13 protein-coding genes are annotated in these 15,154 nt (G+C 72.2%); 5 read left to right on the forward strand and 8 right to left on the reverse strand.

Annotated features, from left to right (window positions below):
* Window position 1: 1 nt before the first annotated feature.
* The 3 genes from ASG53_RS10420 to ASG53_RS10430 form a co-directional block, all read right to left on the reverse strand.
* Window positions 2–967: an ABC transporter substrate-binding protein gene (locus ASG53_RS10420; protein ID WP_056132434.1), complete on the reverse strand. Its 966-nt coding sequence runs from the start codon at window positions 965–967 to the stop codon at window positions 2–4.
* Window positions 968–1,039: 72 nt separating this feature from the next.
* A complete protein-coding gene (atzF, locus tag ASG53_RS10425; protein ID WP_082543966.1) occupies window positions 1,040–2,917 on the reverse strand; it encodes an allophanate hydrolase in 1,878 nt (625 codons plus the stop codon).
* An 11-nt stretch (window positions 2,918–2,928) separates the two neighbouring features.
* A complete protein-coding gene (locus ASG53_RS10430) occupies window positions 2,929–3,642 on the reverse strand; it encodes a GntR family transcriptional regulator (protein WP_056132436.1) in 714 nt (237 codons plus the stop codon).
* 161 nt (window positions 3,643–3,803) lie between these two features.
* Between ASG53_RS10430 and ASG53_RS10435 the strand changes: the two genes are divergently transcribed.
* Window positions 3,804–4,727 carry a family 43 glycosylhydrolase gene (locus tag ASG53_RS10435; protein WP_056134083.1) on the forward strand — a complete coding sequence of 308 codons (924 nt, stop codon included), beginning with the start codon at window positions 3,804–3,806 and terminating at the stop codon, window positions 4,725–4,727.
* Window positions 4,728–4,783: 56 nt separating this feature from the next.
* On the opposite strand, the gene ASG53_RS10440 is transcribed toward ASG53_RS10435, so the two are convergent.
* Both ASG53_RS10440 and ASG53_RS10445 read right to left on the reverse strand, forming a co-directional pair.
* Window positions 4,784–5,587 (reverse strand): PaaX family transcriptional regulator, encoded by an 804-nt coding sequence (locus tag ASG53_RS10440; RefSeq protein ID WP_056132439.1) that lies wholly within the window; start codon window positions 5,585–5,587, stop codon window positions 4,784–4,786.
* Window positions 5,584–6,174 (reverse strand): GNAT family N-acetyltransferase, encoded by a 591-nt coding sequence (locus ASG53_RS10445; protein WP_056132442.1) that lies wholly within the window; start codon window positions 6,172–6,174, stop codon window positions 5,584–5,586. The genes ASG53_RS10440 and ASG53_RS10445 overlap by 4 nt, the downstream gene beginning before the upstream one ends.
* A 29-nt stretch (window positions 6,175–6,203) precedes the next feature.
* On the opposite strand from ASG53_RS10445, the gene ASG53_RS10450 reads away from it, so the two are divergent.
* Entirely contained in the window at window positions 6,204–7,235 is a 1,032-nt protein-coding gene (locus ASG53_RS10450) for an alpha/beta hydrolase family protein (RefSeq protein ID WP_235533901.1), read from the forward strand.
* A gap of 36 nt (window positions 7,236–7,271) precedes the next feature.
* On the opposite strand, the gene ASG53_RS10455 is transcribed toward ASG53_RS10450, so the two are convergent.
* Window positions 7,272–7,928, reverse strand: coding sequence for a hypothetical protein (locus ASG53_RS10455; protein WP_235533902.1), 657 nt, complete (start codon window positions 7,926–7,928; stop codon window positions 7,272–7,274).
* A gap of 156 nt (window positions 7,929–8,084) precedes the next feature.
* Here ASG53_RS10455 and ASG53_RS10460 point away from each other — a divergent pair, with 156 nt between their 5' ends.
* The 3 genes from ASG53_RS10460 to ASG53_RS10470 all read left to right on the forward strand — a co-directional run bounded on the left by ASG53_RS10460 (window position 8,085) and on the right by ASG53_RS10470 (window position 10,790).
* Entirely contained in the window at window positions 8,085–9,368 is a 1,284-nt protein-coding gene (locus ASG53_RS10460; RefSeq protein ID WP_056132451.1) for a sensor histidine kinase, read from the forward strand.
* Complete coding sequence (locus ASG53_RS10465; protein ID WP_056132452.1) at window positions 9,365–10,114, forward strand: response regulator transcription factor; 750 nt, start codon at window positions 9,365–9,367, stop codon at window positions 10,112–10,114. Before ASG53_RS10460 ends, ASG53_RS10465 begins: the two co-directional genes overlap by 4 nt.
* 94 nt (window positions 10,115–10,208) lie before the next feature.
* Window positions 10,209–10,790, forward strand: coding sequence for a GbsR/MarR family transcriptional regulator (locus ASG53_RS10470; protein WP_082543967.1), 582 nt, complete (start codon window positions 10,209–10,211; stop codon window positions 10,788–10,790).
* Between the two features lie 63 nt (window positions 10,791–10,853).
* On the opposite strand, the gene ASG53_RS10475 is transcribed toward ASG53_RS10470, so the two are convergent.
* Window positions 10,854–11,897 carry an iron-siderophore ABC transporter substrate-binding protein gene (locus ASG53_RS10475; protein ID WP_056132455.1) on the reverse strand — a complete coding sequence of 348 codons (1,044 nt, stop codon included), beginning with the start codon at window positions 11,895–11,897 and terminating at the stop codon, window positions 10,854–10,856.
* A gap of 166 nt (window positions 11,898–12,063) precedes the next feature.
* A complete protein-coding gene (locus tag ASG53_RS10480) occupies window positions 12,064–14,859 on the reverse strand; it encodes a helix-turn-helix transcriptional regulator (RefSeq protein WP_056132458.1) in 2,796 nt (931 codons plus the stop codon).
* Window positions 14,860–15,154: the final 295 nt, after the last annotated feature.

Raw genomic sequence — 15,154 nt, forward strand, 5'->3', positions numbered from 1 at the left:
CTCAGGAGGAGGCGTGCGCGTCGACGAAGGTCGTGTCGATCAGCGTCGCGACGTCGGGCTCGGACTCGATCTGCTTGAGGCCGGCCATCTGGCCGATCAGCGCGGTGACCTGGTCGGTGTACTCGGCGTCGATCTCCCAGCGCGGCCAGATGTTCGTCACGGCGGTGTCGACGACAGCCGCGTCGATCCCGAAGGTGTCGACCACACCGGCGGCCCAGTCGGCCGGGTCGTCGGCCATGTGCTCGGTGGCCGCGATGTGCGCGTCGACGACGTCCTGCACGAGCTCGGGGTCTTCGTCGATGAGCGCGCCTGTCGTGTACAGGCCGATGTTCACCTTGCCCACGGGCGTCTCGTAGGGCGAGGCGACCTGGACGGCGCCGGACTGCAGGGCTGTCGACGGGCCGAGCTCGGCCGAGGAGAACGCGTCGATCCGTCCGGCGGCGAGAGCGCTCGCCATGTCGGAGAACGGGAGGTTGACGAGCTCGACGTCGGAGTCCGCGTCCATGCCCGCCTGGTCGAGGGTCATGCGCAGCAGGATCTCCTGCGAGGAGCCCTTCGGGTACCCGACCTTGAGCCCGGCGAGCGACTCGACACCCTCGAGCCCCTCCTTGCCGATGATCCCCGAGCCGCCGTCGGCCGCCGCGGCGACCACCACGACGTCCTGACCGGCCGAGGCTCCCGAGATGGCCGAGGGGACACCGGCGACACCGAAGTCGATGCTGCCGCTGACCACGGCGTTCTTGATGTCGGGGGAGGTGTCGAAGGTGACGATCTCGAAGGTGACGCCCTCGGGGGCGTTCTCCTCGTAGAAGTACGGGGCGTACAGGTGCGGCTGACCCTTGAGGGTGCCGACCTTCACGATGGTGTTGCCGTCGGCGTCAGCCGTGGCGTCGCCCGAGCAGGCGGTGAGGGAGGCGGCTGCGAGCATCGTGGTCGCGAGGGCGACCAGGGTGCGGGAGGTCTTCACGGGAGTCTCTCTTCTGTCGGGTGCTGTGCGTGCAGGGGGGTGCAGAGCTGGCAGAGCGTGCAGGGAAGGTCTTCAGGCGAGCGACGCGCGGTACGTGCGCCATCCGCCGTGGTGGGACACGTCGGGCGGGACGTCCCCTGTCGCCGGGAGCGAGCCGACGAAGCCGACGACCTCGCGTCCGTCGTCGAGGGTGACCGCGCCGAGGGCGAGCGGACGGGGGATCGTGGTGAGCAGCTGCCCGAGCCCGTGCGGGGTGAGCAACCACTCCTCGCCGGCCAGGCGGGTGCCCGTCCCGGGGGCGACGGCCGCGAGCAGGGGCTTCGCGGGGGTGGTCGCGAGGGCGTGCATCCTGTAGTCGGGGGCGGTCTCGACAGGTCCGACGTAGCGGGCGCCGAGGGCGACGAGGTCGCCGTTGAGGGGCTCGCCCGTCAGGTGCGCACCGAAGACGACGAGACTCGTGCCTGTCGTGGGATAGGGCGTGGAGGGCGTGCCCGGCCCGGTCGCTTCAGACCCTGCCGCTGCGGACTCGGGTGCGCCGGACCCGACCGCGAGCATCCGCTCCGCCAGGTCGAGCGCGACCTGGTCGTCGAAGGCCCGCACCAGCAGGCTCACGCCGAACAGCCCGCCGTCGGCCTCGCCGGCCGGGACGGCCACGCCGGCCATGTCGAAGAGGTTGACGAAGTTCGTGTAGGTGCCCAGACGGGCGTTGGTCCCGAGCGGGTCGGCCGCCACGGCCGCGACAGTCGGGTGCTCGGGCGCCGTCGGCGCCAGGAGGGCGTCGAAACCCTCCAGCAGCGCCATCGCCTCGAGCCTGTACTCCGCGAGGGCGGACTGCGCCGCGAGGTACTCGGCCGCAGTCACCTCGCCGGCCGCCGCAGCGATCCGGGCGACCGTCGGGTCCGCGTGCTCGGGGTGCCCCGCGAGGAACTCCCCGTAGGCCGCGTAGCGTTCGGCCACCAGACCGCCGTCGTAGAGCAGCGACGCCGCCCGCAAGAACGGCGTGAGGTCGATCGGCGCTGTCGTCGCTCCCGTCGCCTCCAGACGCTCCCGCGCCTCGTCGAAGCGGGTGCGGGACTCGGCCGACAGCAGCACGAGGTCTTCGTCCCGCGGGACCGCGACACGTGCAGCCTGCGGGGCAGCCAGTCGGGTGCCGGCGGGCCAGCTGCGCGAGGACGGGTCGAGAGGGCTCGTCGCCGTCATGTGCCCCAGCACGGTCCGGGCGGTGTCGAGCGTCGGAGCCAGGACTGTCACGCAGTCAAAGGACTCGCAGGCTGGCACGACCCCGTCCTTGGGCACGAGGCCCAGGGTTGGCTTGATCCCGACCAGACCGTTGAAGGCCGCAGGAACACGACCTGAGCCGGCGGTGTCGGTCCCGAGGGCGAAGTCCACGATCCCCAGCCCGACGGCGACGGCCGACCCTGAGGACGACCCGCCCGAGACCCTCTCCGGCACGACGGCGCTGCGGACCACGCCGTAAGGGCTGCGCGAGCCCGTCAGACCTGTCGCGAACTGGTCGAGGTTCGTCTTGCCGAGCACGAGCGCACCCGCCCCGACCAGCTGGGCGACCACGCTCGCCGACCGCGCGGGCACCCGGGCGTAGGCCGGGTGGGCTGCTGTGGTCGGCAGGCTCGCGACGTCGATGTTGTCCTTGACCCCGAAGACCGTCCCGGCGAGCGGCAGCCGCTCACCGGCGGCGACCCGGGCGTCGATCTCGGCGGCCTCGGCCACGACGTCGGCGACAGGGCGCACGTGCGTCCACACCTCCGGGTGATCGGCGGCGTCGAGAGCCTCGAAGGCTGCCAGGACCCTGCGGACCGCAGGTCCCGAGACCTGCTCGGCGGGGGCGGTCTCTGCGATGGTCATGGTCTCGCCGGGAAGGTCCCCGGATCCCGGGAGCGCGGTGCCCGCGCTCGCGGTCGGTACGTCTGTCAGGTCTGTCACGGGGGTCATCGAGAGTCCTCTCACGTCATCATCCGGGTCATGGCCAGGGCGTTCGCGGCGCGCTCCATGACGACGTCCTGGGAGGCGCCGACGTGGTGGCGCAGCGCGTCGAGCGCTGCTGGGAGGCGGTCGCGGACGACGAGCTCGGCGATCTCGATGTGCTCGGTGATCGTGGCCGTCATCCGGTTCTCGGTCAGGTAGTCGTACATGCGCACGGAGCGGATCCGACTGTTCACCTGGACCAGCGCCTGGGTGAGCGCGGGGTTGCCCGAGGCGTCGACGAGCGTCGTGTGGAACTGCTCGTCCTCGGCGACGAACCCGGCGTCGGGGGTGGGGCGGTGGTCACGGTGGCCGTACCAGCGGTCGAGCTCGGCCTCGAGACGGGTGCGGTCGTGGTGGATGTCCACCTCGGCGATGGCCCGCTCGATGCCGCGCAGCTCGAGCGTCACGCGGAGCTCGTAGAGCCCCGCGAGCTCGTGGAAGCTCGGCAGGTAGAGGTAGAGACCGCCGTCGCGCTTCTCCACGAGGCCGTCGGCCTGGAGCCTGGCGAGGGCCTCGCGCACCGGGGTGCGGGAGACGTCGTGGCGCTCGGCGATGCGCTCCTCGGCAAGCCTCTCGTACGGCGAGATGCGGCCGTTCATCAGCTCGTCGCGGAGCGCCAGGTACACCTGCTCGCGCCTCGAGGCGGGGCGCTGCGGGGGTGTCGACACCACCGGGTCCAGTTCTGTGCTCATGGATGTATACAGTCCTGGACACATGTTTCGCGGGGGCCCGCGCTGTGTTTCCGGGGCGTTGCCTCTGGGCCTGGCGTGTTGCCACGAGGTGACTTCTTGCCCGAGGAGCGGGCCGGCGCCGTCTCGTGAGCCTGGCGAGCGCTTTCCGGTACGGTGGTCCGGTGACTACCGAGCACCCCCACGACGGCGTGGGTACACAGACCTCCCCGGTGCTCCCGGGGTACTACGCAGACCCAAACATCCTCGCGATCGGTGACAGGTACTACGTCTACGCGACGACCGACGGCTACGAGGGGTGGGGCGGGACGCACTTCGAGGTGTGGGAGTCGCCGGACCTCGCGACGTGGACCAACCGCGGCACCATCCTCACCCTCGGGACCGACGTCTCCTGGGCGACCCAGCACGCGTGGGCCCCGGCCGCGATCGAGCGGGACGGCAAGACCTACTTCTACTTCACAGCCGAGCAGTCTGTCGGGGTGGCTGTCGCCGACTCACCCACGGGCCCCTTCCAGGAGATGCTCGGCCGCCCCCTCGTCGACAAGCGCGACTACGGCGACGGCCAGCAGATCGACCCGGCGGTCTTCGTCGACACCGACGGCCAGCACTACCTGCTGTGGGGCAACACGACCGGCTACGTCGTCCCGCTCGACGACACGATGGCCGGGTACGACCCCGCCGAGGTGAGGGTCGTCGAGGGGATCGACGACTTCCGTGAGGCGCTGTTCCTCGTCGAGCGCCACGGCACGTACTACCTGTCCTGGTCGGTCGACGACACCCGCTCGGAGGACTACCGCGTCGCCTACGCGACGGGCCCCTCGGTCTACGGGCCGTGGACGAACCGCGGGGTGATCCTCGCCAAGGACCTCGAGCAGGGGATCCGGGGGACCGGGCACCACTCGATCGTCCAGGTGCCCGGGACCGACGAGTGGTTCATCGCCTACCACCGCTTCGCGATCCCGGACGGCGACGGGACCCACCGCGAGACGACGATCGACAGGCTGGTCTTCGAGGAGGACGGGAGCATCCGGGCGGTCGTACCGACCCTCGGCGGCGTCGAGCCGGTGCCGGTCCCCGGCGTCGCCTGACGCGGTCGTCCGCGGACGCCCGGCCCTGAACCCCTCGGCTCACGGTGTCCGGACGGCTAGGCCTGTGCTGCCGGAGGCCACCACCCTCGGTAGACGGGGGTGGGGCTCTCCTTCGAGAGCGTCTCCCATCGGTCCGCCCAGCGCTCTCGGGTCCGCGACGGAGCCCACGGGGCTCCTCGCAGCTCGAGGGGGAGCAGCGGGTCGTCGCGGATCGCGACCTCGAGGGCGTCGGCGAGCAGGAGCATGCGCACGACGACCGGCACCTCGGGGTCGGCGGCGTCTCGGCGAAGTGCTTCGTCGAGTGCCGCGTAGGCGGCGATGGTGGGCTCGCTGGGCCACAGCGTCTCGGCGATCGCGGTCGGGCTGGTGGTGCCTCGGACGTCGAGGTCGCTGGTCGTGGCCGTCGACAGGTACGGGCGGGCGTCGCCGGGGAGCTCGGTGACCAGGTCGTGGGGACTCACGTAGAGGCCCGTCGAGATGGCGACAGCGCCGAACTCGTGGAGCCCACGTCGGAGCGTGTCGCGGACTGCCCGCTCGCGTTCAGGTGTCGTTACCGCCATCAACCGCCAGTGCCCGTCCCACGGGGCGTCGCCCGCGTCCTGGGCGCGGGCGAGGGCCAGGCTCTCCCGGTCGCGCTGCAGGCGTCGCCGTCCGGTGCTGGTGAGGCTGAGCGTGCCCGCGCGTCCGCGCCCTGTCTGCTCGACGTCGCCGCTCGCGATCAGGCGCCGGATCGCCAGCCGGACGGGCTGGTCTGCGAGCCCTGCGAGATTGGCGGTGTCGTACACGTCTGCCAGGAGTGTGCCGCCAGCAGGTGGCAGGAAGGCCTCGACGACTGTCCGTGGGGAGATCTGCGGTCTCACCGGCGGACCTCGAGCTCCATCGTGGTGTACCCGTCGAACCCGTACACGGACGAGAGGGGGCCGAGGGTCCCACGACCCGTCGGCGTGAACCCGCGTCGTTCGTAGAGGGCGCGAGCCCTGGGGTTGTCGTCGACCACGGAGAGCCTGACCCTGCTCGCACCGGTCCGCCGAGCCTTGTCGGCGGCTGCGCTCAGCAGTGCCGTCCCGGTGCCGCGTCCACGGGCGGCGTGGTCGACGCAGATGCCGTCGAGCACGAGTGCGCCGGGGCGGTCTGAGCGCGCGAGCACCGACAGGACGAGTGTCGCGCGGAGGGCTGCCAGGGTCGAGAGCGACTCTCTCAGGGGAGACCACCGAAGGTCTGCGGCTCCGACGCCGGCCTGGTAGAAGCCGCAGGCTCCCACGACACGGCCTGACTGACGGGCGACGAGCAGGCGGTCGCTGCGCAGAGCGGCCCGCACGACCGCCAGCCCTGTCGGCTCGTCGGTGAAGGCTGGTCGGAGCTTGCGTCCGAAGGCCTCCCAGTAGAGCGCTGCGACGTGCCCGCGCTCAGCCTCGCTGAAGCCTTCTCCGACAGTCATGTCTTCCATGTGCCAAACCTATCGCATAGGCTACGAACGTGCAGCATAAGAAACGTCAGCGCATCCTCACCGTGCTCGTCAGCCTCCTGACGGTCACGGCGGTCCTCGTCGGTGTCGGGCTCGTCGGCAACAGCTATCGCTTCGAGCTGAGGGCTGTCACGATCCCAGGACCCGACGGTGACCTCGTCGGTGTCCTGACCCTTCCGCCCGAGGGCACAGCCCGGGGCCTCGTGGTGATGGTCCATGGTGACGGACCGGTCGAGGCGACCCAGGGCGGTCTCTACTCCCCGTGGTTCGAGGGTGCAGCGGACGCGGGGTACGCCACGCTCTCGTGGAGCAAGCCAGGCGTCGGAGGTTCCGAGGGAGACTGGCTCTCGCAGTCGATGCAGGACCGGGCGAGCGAGGTCTCCGCCGCTGTCGACTGGGCTCAGGGGCGCGACGACGTCCCGACCGGGACGATCGTGCTCTGGGGAGCGAGCCAGGCGGGCTGGGTGCTCCCCAAGGTCACCCAGGAACGGGACGACATCGACGGCGTCGTCGCCGTCGGGACCGCGATCAGCTGGCTCCGGCAGGGGCGCTTCAACCTCCTCGCCGAGCTCGAGCACGACGGCGCAGACGCGCGAGGGCGAGCGAGGGCTCTCGCGGACAGCGACCAGACCCGGGTCCTGCTCGGACGCGGCGCCTCCTACGAGGAGTACCTGGCAACGACGGCCAGCACCGACCCCATGACAGAGGCCCGCTGGGGATTCGTCCGGCAGAACGTGGACTCCGACGCGACCGACGACCTCGTCGCCTCAGCCTCGCGCGCGATCCCCGTGCACCTCATTGTCGGCACGCACGACCGCAACGTCGACGTGGCCGAGACCGAAGAGACCTACAGGTCGATCTTCGGCTCCCGGCTCTCCGTCACCCGCGTCGACGGAGCACACTCCCTGGCCCGACCCGTGATGGAGGACGACGAGCTCGTCGGGCTCGTCACCGGCACGGTCTGGCCACGTGCGCTCCTCGCCCCGGGAGCGGTCGACGACTACAGCGCGTTCCTCTCCCGAGTGGCAGAGGGGCCCCGGTGAGCGGCTGACGGACGGCTGGGACCGCGACCTCCGGGCCTACGCGCGCCCCGTCCGCGGACCGAGCGCGACCCACACAGGGCCGGTCACGAACCAGATCGCGAGCACCACGCCGATGCGTGCCATCCAGCTCCACAGCGCGTCTCCGGGCCACGCCGTGACCGGTGGGACGCCTGACCCGGCGACCAGGCTCAGCACGAGGAGCACAGCGCCGGCGATCACCGCGGCCAGCACGGCCTTGCCGAAGTCCCGCAGCTCTCTGGGCAGGGCGGCGATCCCGTCGCGCGGGCCCCGGACCGGTGCGGGGCCGTCGGCGTACCTGTGCGCGAACCGCACGTCGGCCCAGCGCACCAGGGAGTGCCCGAAGGCCACGGTGAACCCGAGGTACACGGCCGCGAGCCCGTGCGAGAAGCCGGGCGGGGTCCCTCGTGCGACGTCGACGACCGAGGCCGTGACGAGCACCAGGTCGACGACCGGCACGCACACCAGCAAGATCCCGCCGAGCCGCGGCCGGCGCAACGGGTAGCGGGCGACGAGCCCGGCCGCGAGCACGACCCAGAAGCCGATCTCGCAGGCGATCACGAGCAGGACGAGGGGGTTCTCCGAGAGCAGGTCTTCCATGCCTCGATCCTGCTCGGCGCGCCCGGCCGGGTCGTCGGCCGACCGGGCGATCCTCGGGCAGCCCGGAGCAGGCACGCCGTACATCCTTCGGGCGACGCGCACGCGATCGCGATGTGGTCGAATCGACGGGTGCAGCCCGCCTCCCCACCCCGGTCCCCAGCGTCTGACCGACCGCCCGAGAGTCCGCTCGACGTTCGCCTGCCCTCTGACCATCTGCCCTCTGACGACGCTGTGGCGCTCACCCGTGACCTCGACGACAGGCTGACGCTCGCCCGGCGGACCGAGCCCGGGTGGTTCCGGACCGACCTGCGGGTCGCCGTCGCCGTGCTCGTCGCGGGCCTCGTGCTGCTGGCCGTCGGGCTGTCGGGCCTGTGGGCGCAGGACGAGGCCCTCGACCCGGACCGCTGGTGGCACGCGGTCCCGCTCGTGCTCGGTGCCGCGGTCATGGTCGGCAAGCGGCGGCGGCCCCTGCTGGCCCTCCTCGTGGGCGTGGTGCTGCTCGCCGTCGACACAGCCCTGGGCGGCAGCCTCGGGACCGTGGTCGTCGTGCTCGACCTGCTCTACTCGGCGGCCCTCTTCTCCTCACGCACGGGGCGCCAGGTGCTCGTCGTCACGGCGTGGTGCCTCGTCGGGGTGTCGGCGGTGGTCGCCGGCGTGTCCTCCGAGGGCGACCCGCGGGCCGTGGTGATGGGTGCGATCCAGGCCGTCGGCTTCCTCGTGGTGCCGCTGTGGTGGGCGGCGAACGTCCGGACGTCGTCTGAGCTCGCAGCCCTCGCCGAGGAGCGGGCGACGCTCGCCCGGGCCCACGCCGACAGTCTCGAGCGCATCGCCGAGCTCGACCGCCGGGAGGCCGTCCAAGCAGAGCGCCGCACGATGGCCCGGGACCTGCACGACGTGGTCGCCGGTCACGTCTCGGCCATCGCGATCCGCACGGGTGCGGCCCTCGCAGGACCCGCAGGCCACGAGCGAGAGACCCTGGAGATGGCCCGCGAGACGAGCCTGCGGGCCCTCGCGGAGATGCGCACCATGATCGTCCTGCTGCGCGCCGACGACCGTGCCGGCGGCCCGGTGAGCGCACCGGGCACCCTCGACGACCTGGCGGCTGTCGTCGCGGCCCACCAAGGTCCCGGGATGGTGGCTCTCCTCGACGACAGGGCTCCCCGGGCTCTGCCGGCGGCTGTCCAGCAGGCCGCGCTGCGGATCGTCCAGGAAGCGTTGACGAACGCCGCGAAGCACGGAGCGGCCGGAGAGGTGCGCGTCGTGCTGGAGCCTGGCGACGGCGTGCTCGTCGTGAGGATCACCAGCCCGCTCCGAGACGCCGCCGGCGTCGGTGACCGCGAGCCGGCCACGACGCCAGCACCCTCCGGTCTCCCTGCCAGCCCTGGCACAGGCCTGCTCGGCATGCGCGAGCGGGCAGAGAGTCTCGGGGGTACCTTGACCGCCGGACCTGCCGCGGGTGTCTGGTCGGTGCAGGCCACGATCCCGGCGTCGCGCCCAGAGGAAGGTGCCCGATGATCCGGGTCCTGCTGGCAGACGACCACGCTGCTGTGCGGGCAGGCCTGCGGTTCCTGCTCGAGACGGCCCCGGACATCGAGGTCGTGGCCGAGGTCGGTGACGGTGCCGCGGCCGTCGAGCAGGCGCGACGGCTGCGCCCCGACGTCGTGCTCATGGACGTGCGGATGCCTGGCACCGACGGCATCACCGCGACCTCGACCATCACCGCCGAGGGGCTCGCCGAGGTGCTCGTCCTGACCACCTTCGACCTCGACGAGTACGTGACAGGAGCGCTCGGCGCCGGCGCCGCCGGGTACCTGCTGAAGTCGGCCGAGCCGCACGAGCTGGTCGACGCGGTCCGTCGGGTCGCGGACGGTGACGGGGTCCTCGCCCCCGAGGTGACGCGACGCGTCATCCGGGCGCTGGCCGCGGCTCAGCCCGCACCAGTCTTGCCAGCCCTCGCAGGACGGTCGGACCAGCCGGGTCAGCCGCACCCGTCAGCACTGCCGTCGGCCGAGGCCCCGCCGCGGCGACAGTCTGCGACCGACCCTGTGAGCGACCCGGTCGCCCGGCTCGGCGACCTGACGCCGCGGGAGCGCGACGTGCTCGAGGCGCTCGGCCGCGGGCTGACGAACCAGCAGATCGCGACCGAGCTGTTCGTCAGTGCCGCGACGGCGAAGACCCACGTCTCGCGTGTCCTCATGAAGCTCGGGGTGAGCTCGCGTGTGCAGGCGGCCCTCGTCGCCCGGGACGCGGGGGAGCGGTGACGTGCTGCCGAGGCCTGAGGCCCGAGGCCTGAGGTCCGGCCAGGCCCCGCGTGGCACCGCGGCGAGGGTCACGCGCGCCTGAGAAGATCGGCAGATGCCTGACCCGACCCGTGACGACCTCGCCCAGCGTGACGACGACTCCGCCCCACGCGACGACTCCGCCCCACGCGACGACTCCGCCCCGCGTGACCGAGCCGAGCTCGAGCCCTGGTTCGTGGACCGCTACGCGCAGTACTGGTCGTCGCAGGGCCTCTCGGTCATCGAGGGACGGATGGTCGGGCACCTCTTGCTGAGCGACCAGCCGGTCTCGGCGGACGAGCTGGCCAAGGCCTCGGGGGCGAGCCGCGGTTCGGTCTCGACGTACACACGGCGGCTGGTCGAGATCGGCTTCGTCCGCCGCGTGAGGCGTCCGGGGGACCGCTCGCACTATTTCGTCATGGACGCCGACGTGTGGGGTGGCTTCCTGGACAACGAGCACGCCTACCTCGTCAAGCAGAGAGAGCTCGCGAGCACGGCGCTCGAGCTCATGCCGCCCTCCGGACCGGCGCACGAGCGGATCCGCAACATGCACGGGTACATGGAGTGGCTGCTCGGCTACTACGGCACGCTGCGGTCGGAGTGGGCGCGGCACAAGGAGGGTCTGGCCGAGGCGGACGAGAACCCGCCCCGGCCCTGACCGCTGTGGTGCCCTGACCGCCCTGCTGCCCTGACCGCCCTGCTGCCCTGACCCGCTCTGCTGCTACTGCTCGATCTTGCCGACGGCCTCGTCGATCATCGGCACGAAGCGCTCGAGGGCCCACGGGACCGTGAGCGGGTTGATGATCGAGGAGCCGGTGACGAAGCTCTGGTCGGTCGGTGCGACGACAGACCCGCGGCTGATCGCGGGGATGGCCTGGTAGAGCGGCTGGGCCTCGGTCTCGGCGCGTGCGTCGGCGTCGGAGTAGAAGGTGAAGATCAGGTCGGAGCCGGCGAGCTTGTCGGCGTTCTCGAGCCCGATGAGCGCGGAGTCGGTGCCCTCGGTCTCGTCGAAGGTCTCCACGACGGGGTCGACGGTGAGTCCGAGCCCGCGGACCATCGCGACGCGCTGCTCGTCGGGCAGGAACACCCCGAGCGAGCCGGGATCGGTGGTGTAGATGTACGAGAAGGTCACGTCGGCGTACTCGGGGTGCGCCGCGGCGGCCTCGGCGAACTGGTCTTCGATGTCGGTGATGAGGTCCTGCGCCTCGTCAGGCTGACCGAGGGCCTCACCGATCGTGGTGATCTGTTCGTCCCAGTCGATGCTCCACGCGAGGTCGGGGTAGGCGACCGTCGGGGCGATCTCGGAGAGCGTGTCGAACTGCTCCTGCGTGATCCCGGACCACGGCGCGAGGATGAGGTCGGGCTCGAGCTCGAGGATCGCCTCGATGTCGATCTCCGTCCCGCCGGTGAACTGCGCCGGGAGGTCTTCGCCGGACTCCTCGAGCGCTTCGTGGATCCACGGCAGGTAGCCGGTGTCGTCGGAGCCCCAGGGGTACTCCTCGATCCCGACGGGGGTGACACCGAGCGCGATGGCGGTCTCTGCCGACCCCATGCCGAGGGTGACGACCCGCTCGGGGGTGCTCTCGACGACCGCGTCGCCCAGGGCGCTCTCGATGGTGACGGGGAAGGCGCCGTCGGTCGTGGCCGGTGTGCCTGTCGACGACTCGGCGGTGCTGTCGGCGGACCCGCAGCCGGCGAGGGCGACGGCTCCGGCGACGAGCGCTGCCGCGAGCACGGGCCGGCGCGCTGAGGGGAGAGCGAGCATGGGTGGAGCCTTTCGTCCGAGGCCGCAGGATGCGGCTTAGTGAAGGCTCACCTTAGTTGGTCGTTCAGAAGTTCTGAAACTTCGTGGCGCAGCCCACAGGAGCGACTGGGCAGACACGCGCAGGTCCCGCACCAAGGCGCAGGTCTTGCAGTGTGAACTGCGGACCTCAGGACCGGTGGTGCCCGTCGAGCTCCGCCAGCCGTCCCGCCAGGTCCCGCCTGGACGCGGCTCCGAGCTTTCGGCGCGCGAGGTAGACGTGCGACTCGACGGTCCGCACCGACAAGAACAGCCGACCGGCGATCTCGCGGTTGCTCAACCCCCGCCCGGCGAGCACCGCGACCTCTCGCTCGCGGGTGGTCAGCGCCTCCTCTGACTCGTCTCCGTCCGACCGGGCTGCCCGGTCCCGCCACGCCGAGAGCGCGTGCGGGCTGTCAGGGTCGAGCAGCCTGACAGCCTGCTCCTCGCACGCGTCCGCGAGCTGGCGCATGCCCAGCCCCTCGAAGGTCCGGGTGAGGTCGGCCAGCGTCGCTGCGTCGGCTGTCGACGCTGCGATGACGTAGTCCGCGACCGCCTGCAACGACCCGATGTCGGTCTGCTCGCGAGCGGCCGTCGCGGCGTCGACGAGGTCTTGGCGCCGCACCGAGCCGTCGACGCTCGACGCAGCCTCCGCCGCCGCGAGGAGCGCGATGGTCGGCTGGGCTGCGGCCTCGGCGGCACGCCACGGGGTCGGCGCGACAGGAGGTGGGGTGGTGGCCGGGTCCACGAGACGCCGGACGGAGTTCACGAGATAGCGCGACCACCGTGAGGTCGTGACCCCCGGGGCTTCGACGGCTGCGCAGAGCTCGTCGGCCTCAGCGGTCCGGCCGAGTCGGGCCAGGGCCGCTGCCCGCATCGTCACGAACCACGCGTGCGTCTCGTGGGTCGAGGGGCGTGGGGCCCTGGCGAGCGCTGCGCCGACCTCGGTCTCAGCCGTCACGTCGTCGCCTGCAGCGAGGGCGACGTACCCCGCGAGAGCGCTGAGTGTGCTCGTGTGCGCGACGTCCCGGGCGGCCACGGCACGCTGCATGAGGGCGTCCAGGCGCGACGGCGTGTCGACCAGCCCGACGGCGCAGGCCAGGTGCGCGGCGAGCGACGCCGAGAAGAACGCGGTCCCCTCGTCGACCACGCGCTGCGCGGTGGGGGAGCCCGCCTGCGCGACGAGGCGTGCATGCAGCTGTCGACCGCTCGTGGTGATCGACTCGAGCCGGGCGCCGTGACCGAGGAAGGCAGCCGACGTCCCCGCCAGCGCGCAGGCGCGCAACCTGAGGACGAGGGCGGCGCTGTCGTCCTCCATGAGGGAGCGGGCGTGCTCGAGCGCCTCGCGCCAGTGCATGGCGCGCAGCGCGTGGACCGCAGAGCGCAGGGTCTCGACGGACCGGACGGGCTTGTCGGCGGCGTCGGAACAGGCCTGGTCACCACCAGCTCCCTCACCACGGACGCCGTCCCAGTCGTCGAGCTCGGCACGCCACAGGGCGAGGAGCTCGAGCTCCTCGCTCGGCCCCGGCGCCGAGAGCGGACCGGCTGGGTCGCCAGCTGTCGGTCCCTCCCCGGCGTCTTGCACGCGCGGCACCGGGAGCCCTCCGAGGCCTCGGTCGAGGATGTCGTGGGCAGCACGGACGCTGCCGAGGGCGGCCAGCGCCCGAGACGCCTCGACAGCCGCAGCAGCACGGCCGCTGCCGCCGAGCGCGTCGCTGCCGGTGCGGTCACCGCTGTCAGGGCTGTCAGGGCTGTCGGGGCTGACGGCGCTGTCGAGGGCGAGCATCGCGTGCGACAGCGCACCGTAGTGCTGGAGCATGGCGTTGGCCTTGCGTGCGGCCTCTGTCGAGATCCGCCTCACCTGCTGCGGGGTGACCGAGGGGGTCACGGACTGCGGGCCCCCGGCTGACTCGACCCATGCGTCCGACAGCACGAGACACTCGAAGGGGCCGAGCACGACTCCTGCACCGTCGAGCTCGATCATCGACCGCAGCGCACGGGCCAGCTGTGGACCAGAGGACCCGTCAGGGTCGTCTAGCAGCACGGCCTCGGCGTCAACGGGGGTCGCCCGCAGCGTCGAGGACCCCGCCCCGGTGGGGGTGACGCACCCGTGCCGGACGAGCCGGCGCAGCGTGCCCTCGCCGACGTACCGGGCGGCCCGCTCCGGATCGAAGCCGTCCAGCCGCCAGAGCAGCACGAGAGCCCGCCGGTCCTCGGTCGACAGGCTCGCGAGCCGGCGCCTGGCCCGCTCGGCGACCCGCGGTGGCAGGTGCCCTGTGCCGTGGATTCCCAGCAGGTCGCGGTCAGCGGCTGCCCGGTCTCTGCGCAGCGCGTCGAGGGTCAGCTCGCGGATCGTCACGGGGGAACCACCGCTCGCGGCGAGGATCGCGTGCTGGACCGCGAGGTCGAGGCGACCGCTGCCCGCGACAGACCTGACGAGGTCGTGCCCGTCGGCGTCCGAGAGGCCCGTGAGGTCGATGCGCCCAGCACCCGCGTCCAGCCAGAGCGACGTGAGCCTGGCGACCGCGGCAGCGCGGGCCGTCGGCGCCGTCGAGGGCGTGTCGGTCGTGGCGACCAGCACGACCCGGCCGTCGGAGGCCAGGTCGCAGAGCATCTGCAGGTGGTCCTCGTCGAGGAGGTGGGCGTCGTCCGCGAGGACGACGGTCGCCCCGGCGGCCGACGAGGTCCCGCCGAGGGCGGTGAGGTCCTCGGCGCCCGCAGCGACCGTGGGTATCCGGCGGACCGAGCCCGACCCGGCCGCCCGGGCCGGGTCGTGCACGGACGAGACGATGAGCCCTGGGGTCGACGTGGCCGATCGGACCGCCACGACCTTGAGGTCCGGCACAGACTCGACGACCCGTGCTGCGAAGTAGGACCGCCCAGAGCCCGGGACTCCGAGGACCACCACGCTCGTCCCGGCGCGCACGTGGCGCTCTGCCTCCAGCACCAGCTGGTCGCGAACCGGCCTGGGTGCTCGTCCTCGCCGCCCAGCAGCCCCGGGTGCTCGCTGTCCGCTCACTCGCTCTCTGGCGTTCGCCCCGTCGGTCATCTCTGCCCCCCGCAGATCGGTGCCCGTGCTCGCGGCACGACCCACCGTCGGCCAGGTCTGTCCCCGGGGGTGGGTGCGACCGGGGTGCTGCGTCCGGACCGCGGATGTGACGCTCGACACTGCGAACACTACTGGGGGACTACTGGTCCCGCTCCCCGAGACTCACCCGTACTGCGTGGATGGTCGCCACCCG

Origin of the sequence: Sanguibacter sp. Leaf3 (assembly GCF_001425965.1) — a bacterium.
Taxonomy (GTDB): Bacteria; Actinomycetota; Actinomycetes; order Actinomycetales; family Cellulomonadaceae; genus Sanguibacter; species Sanguibacter inulinus.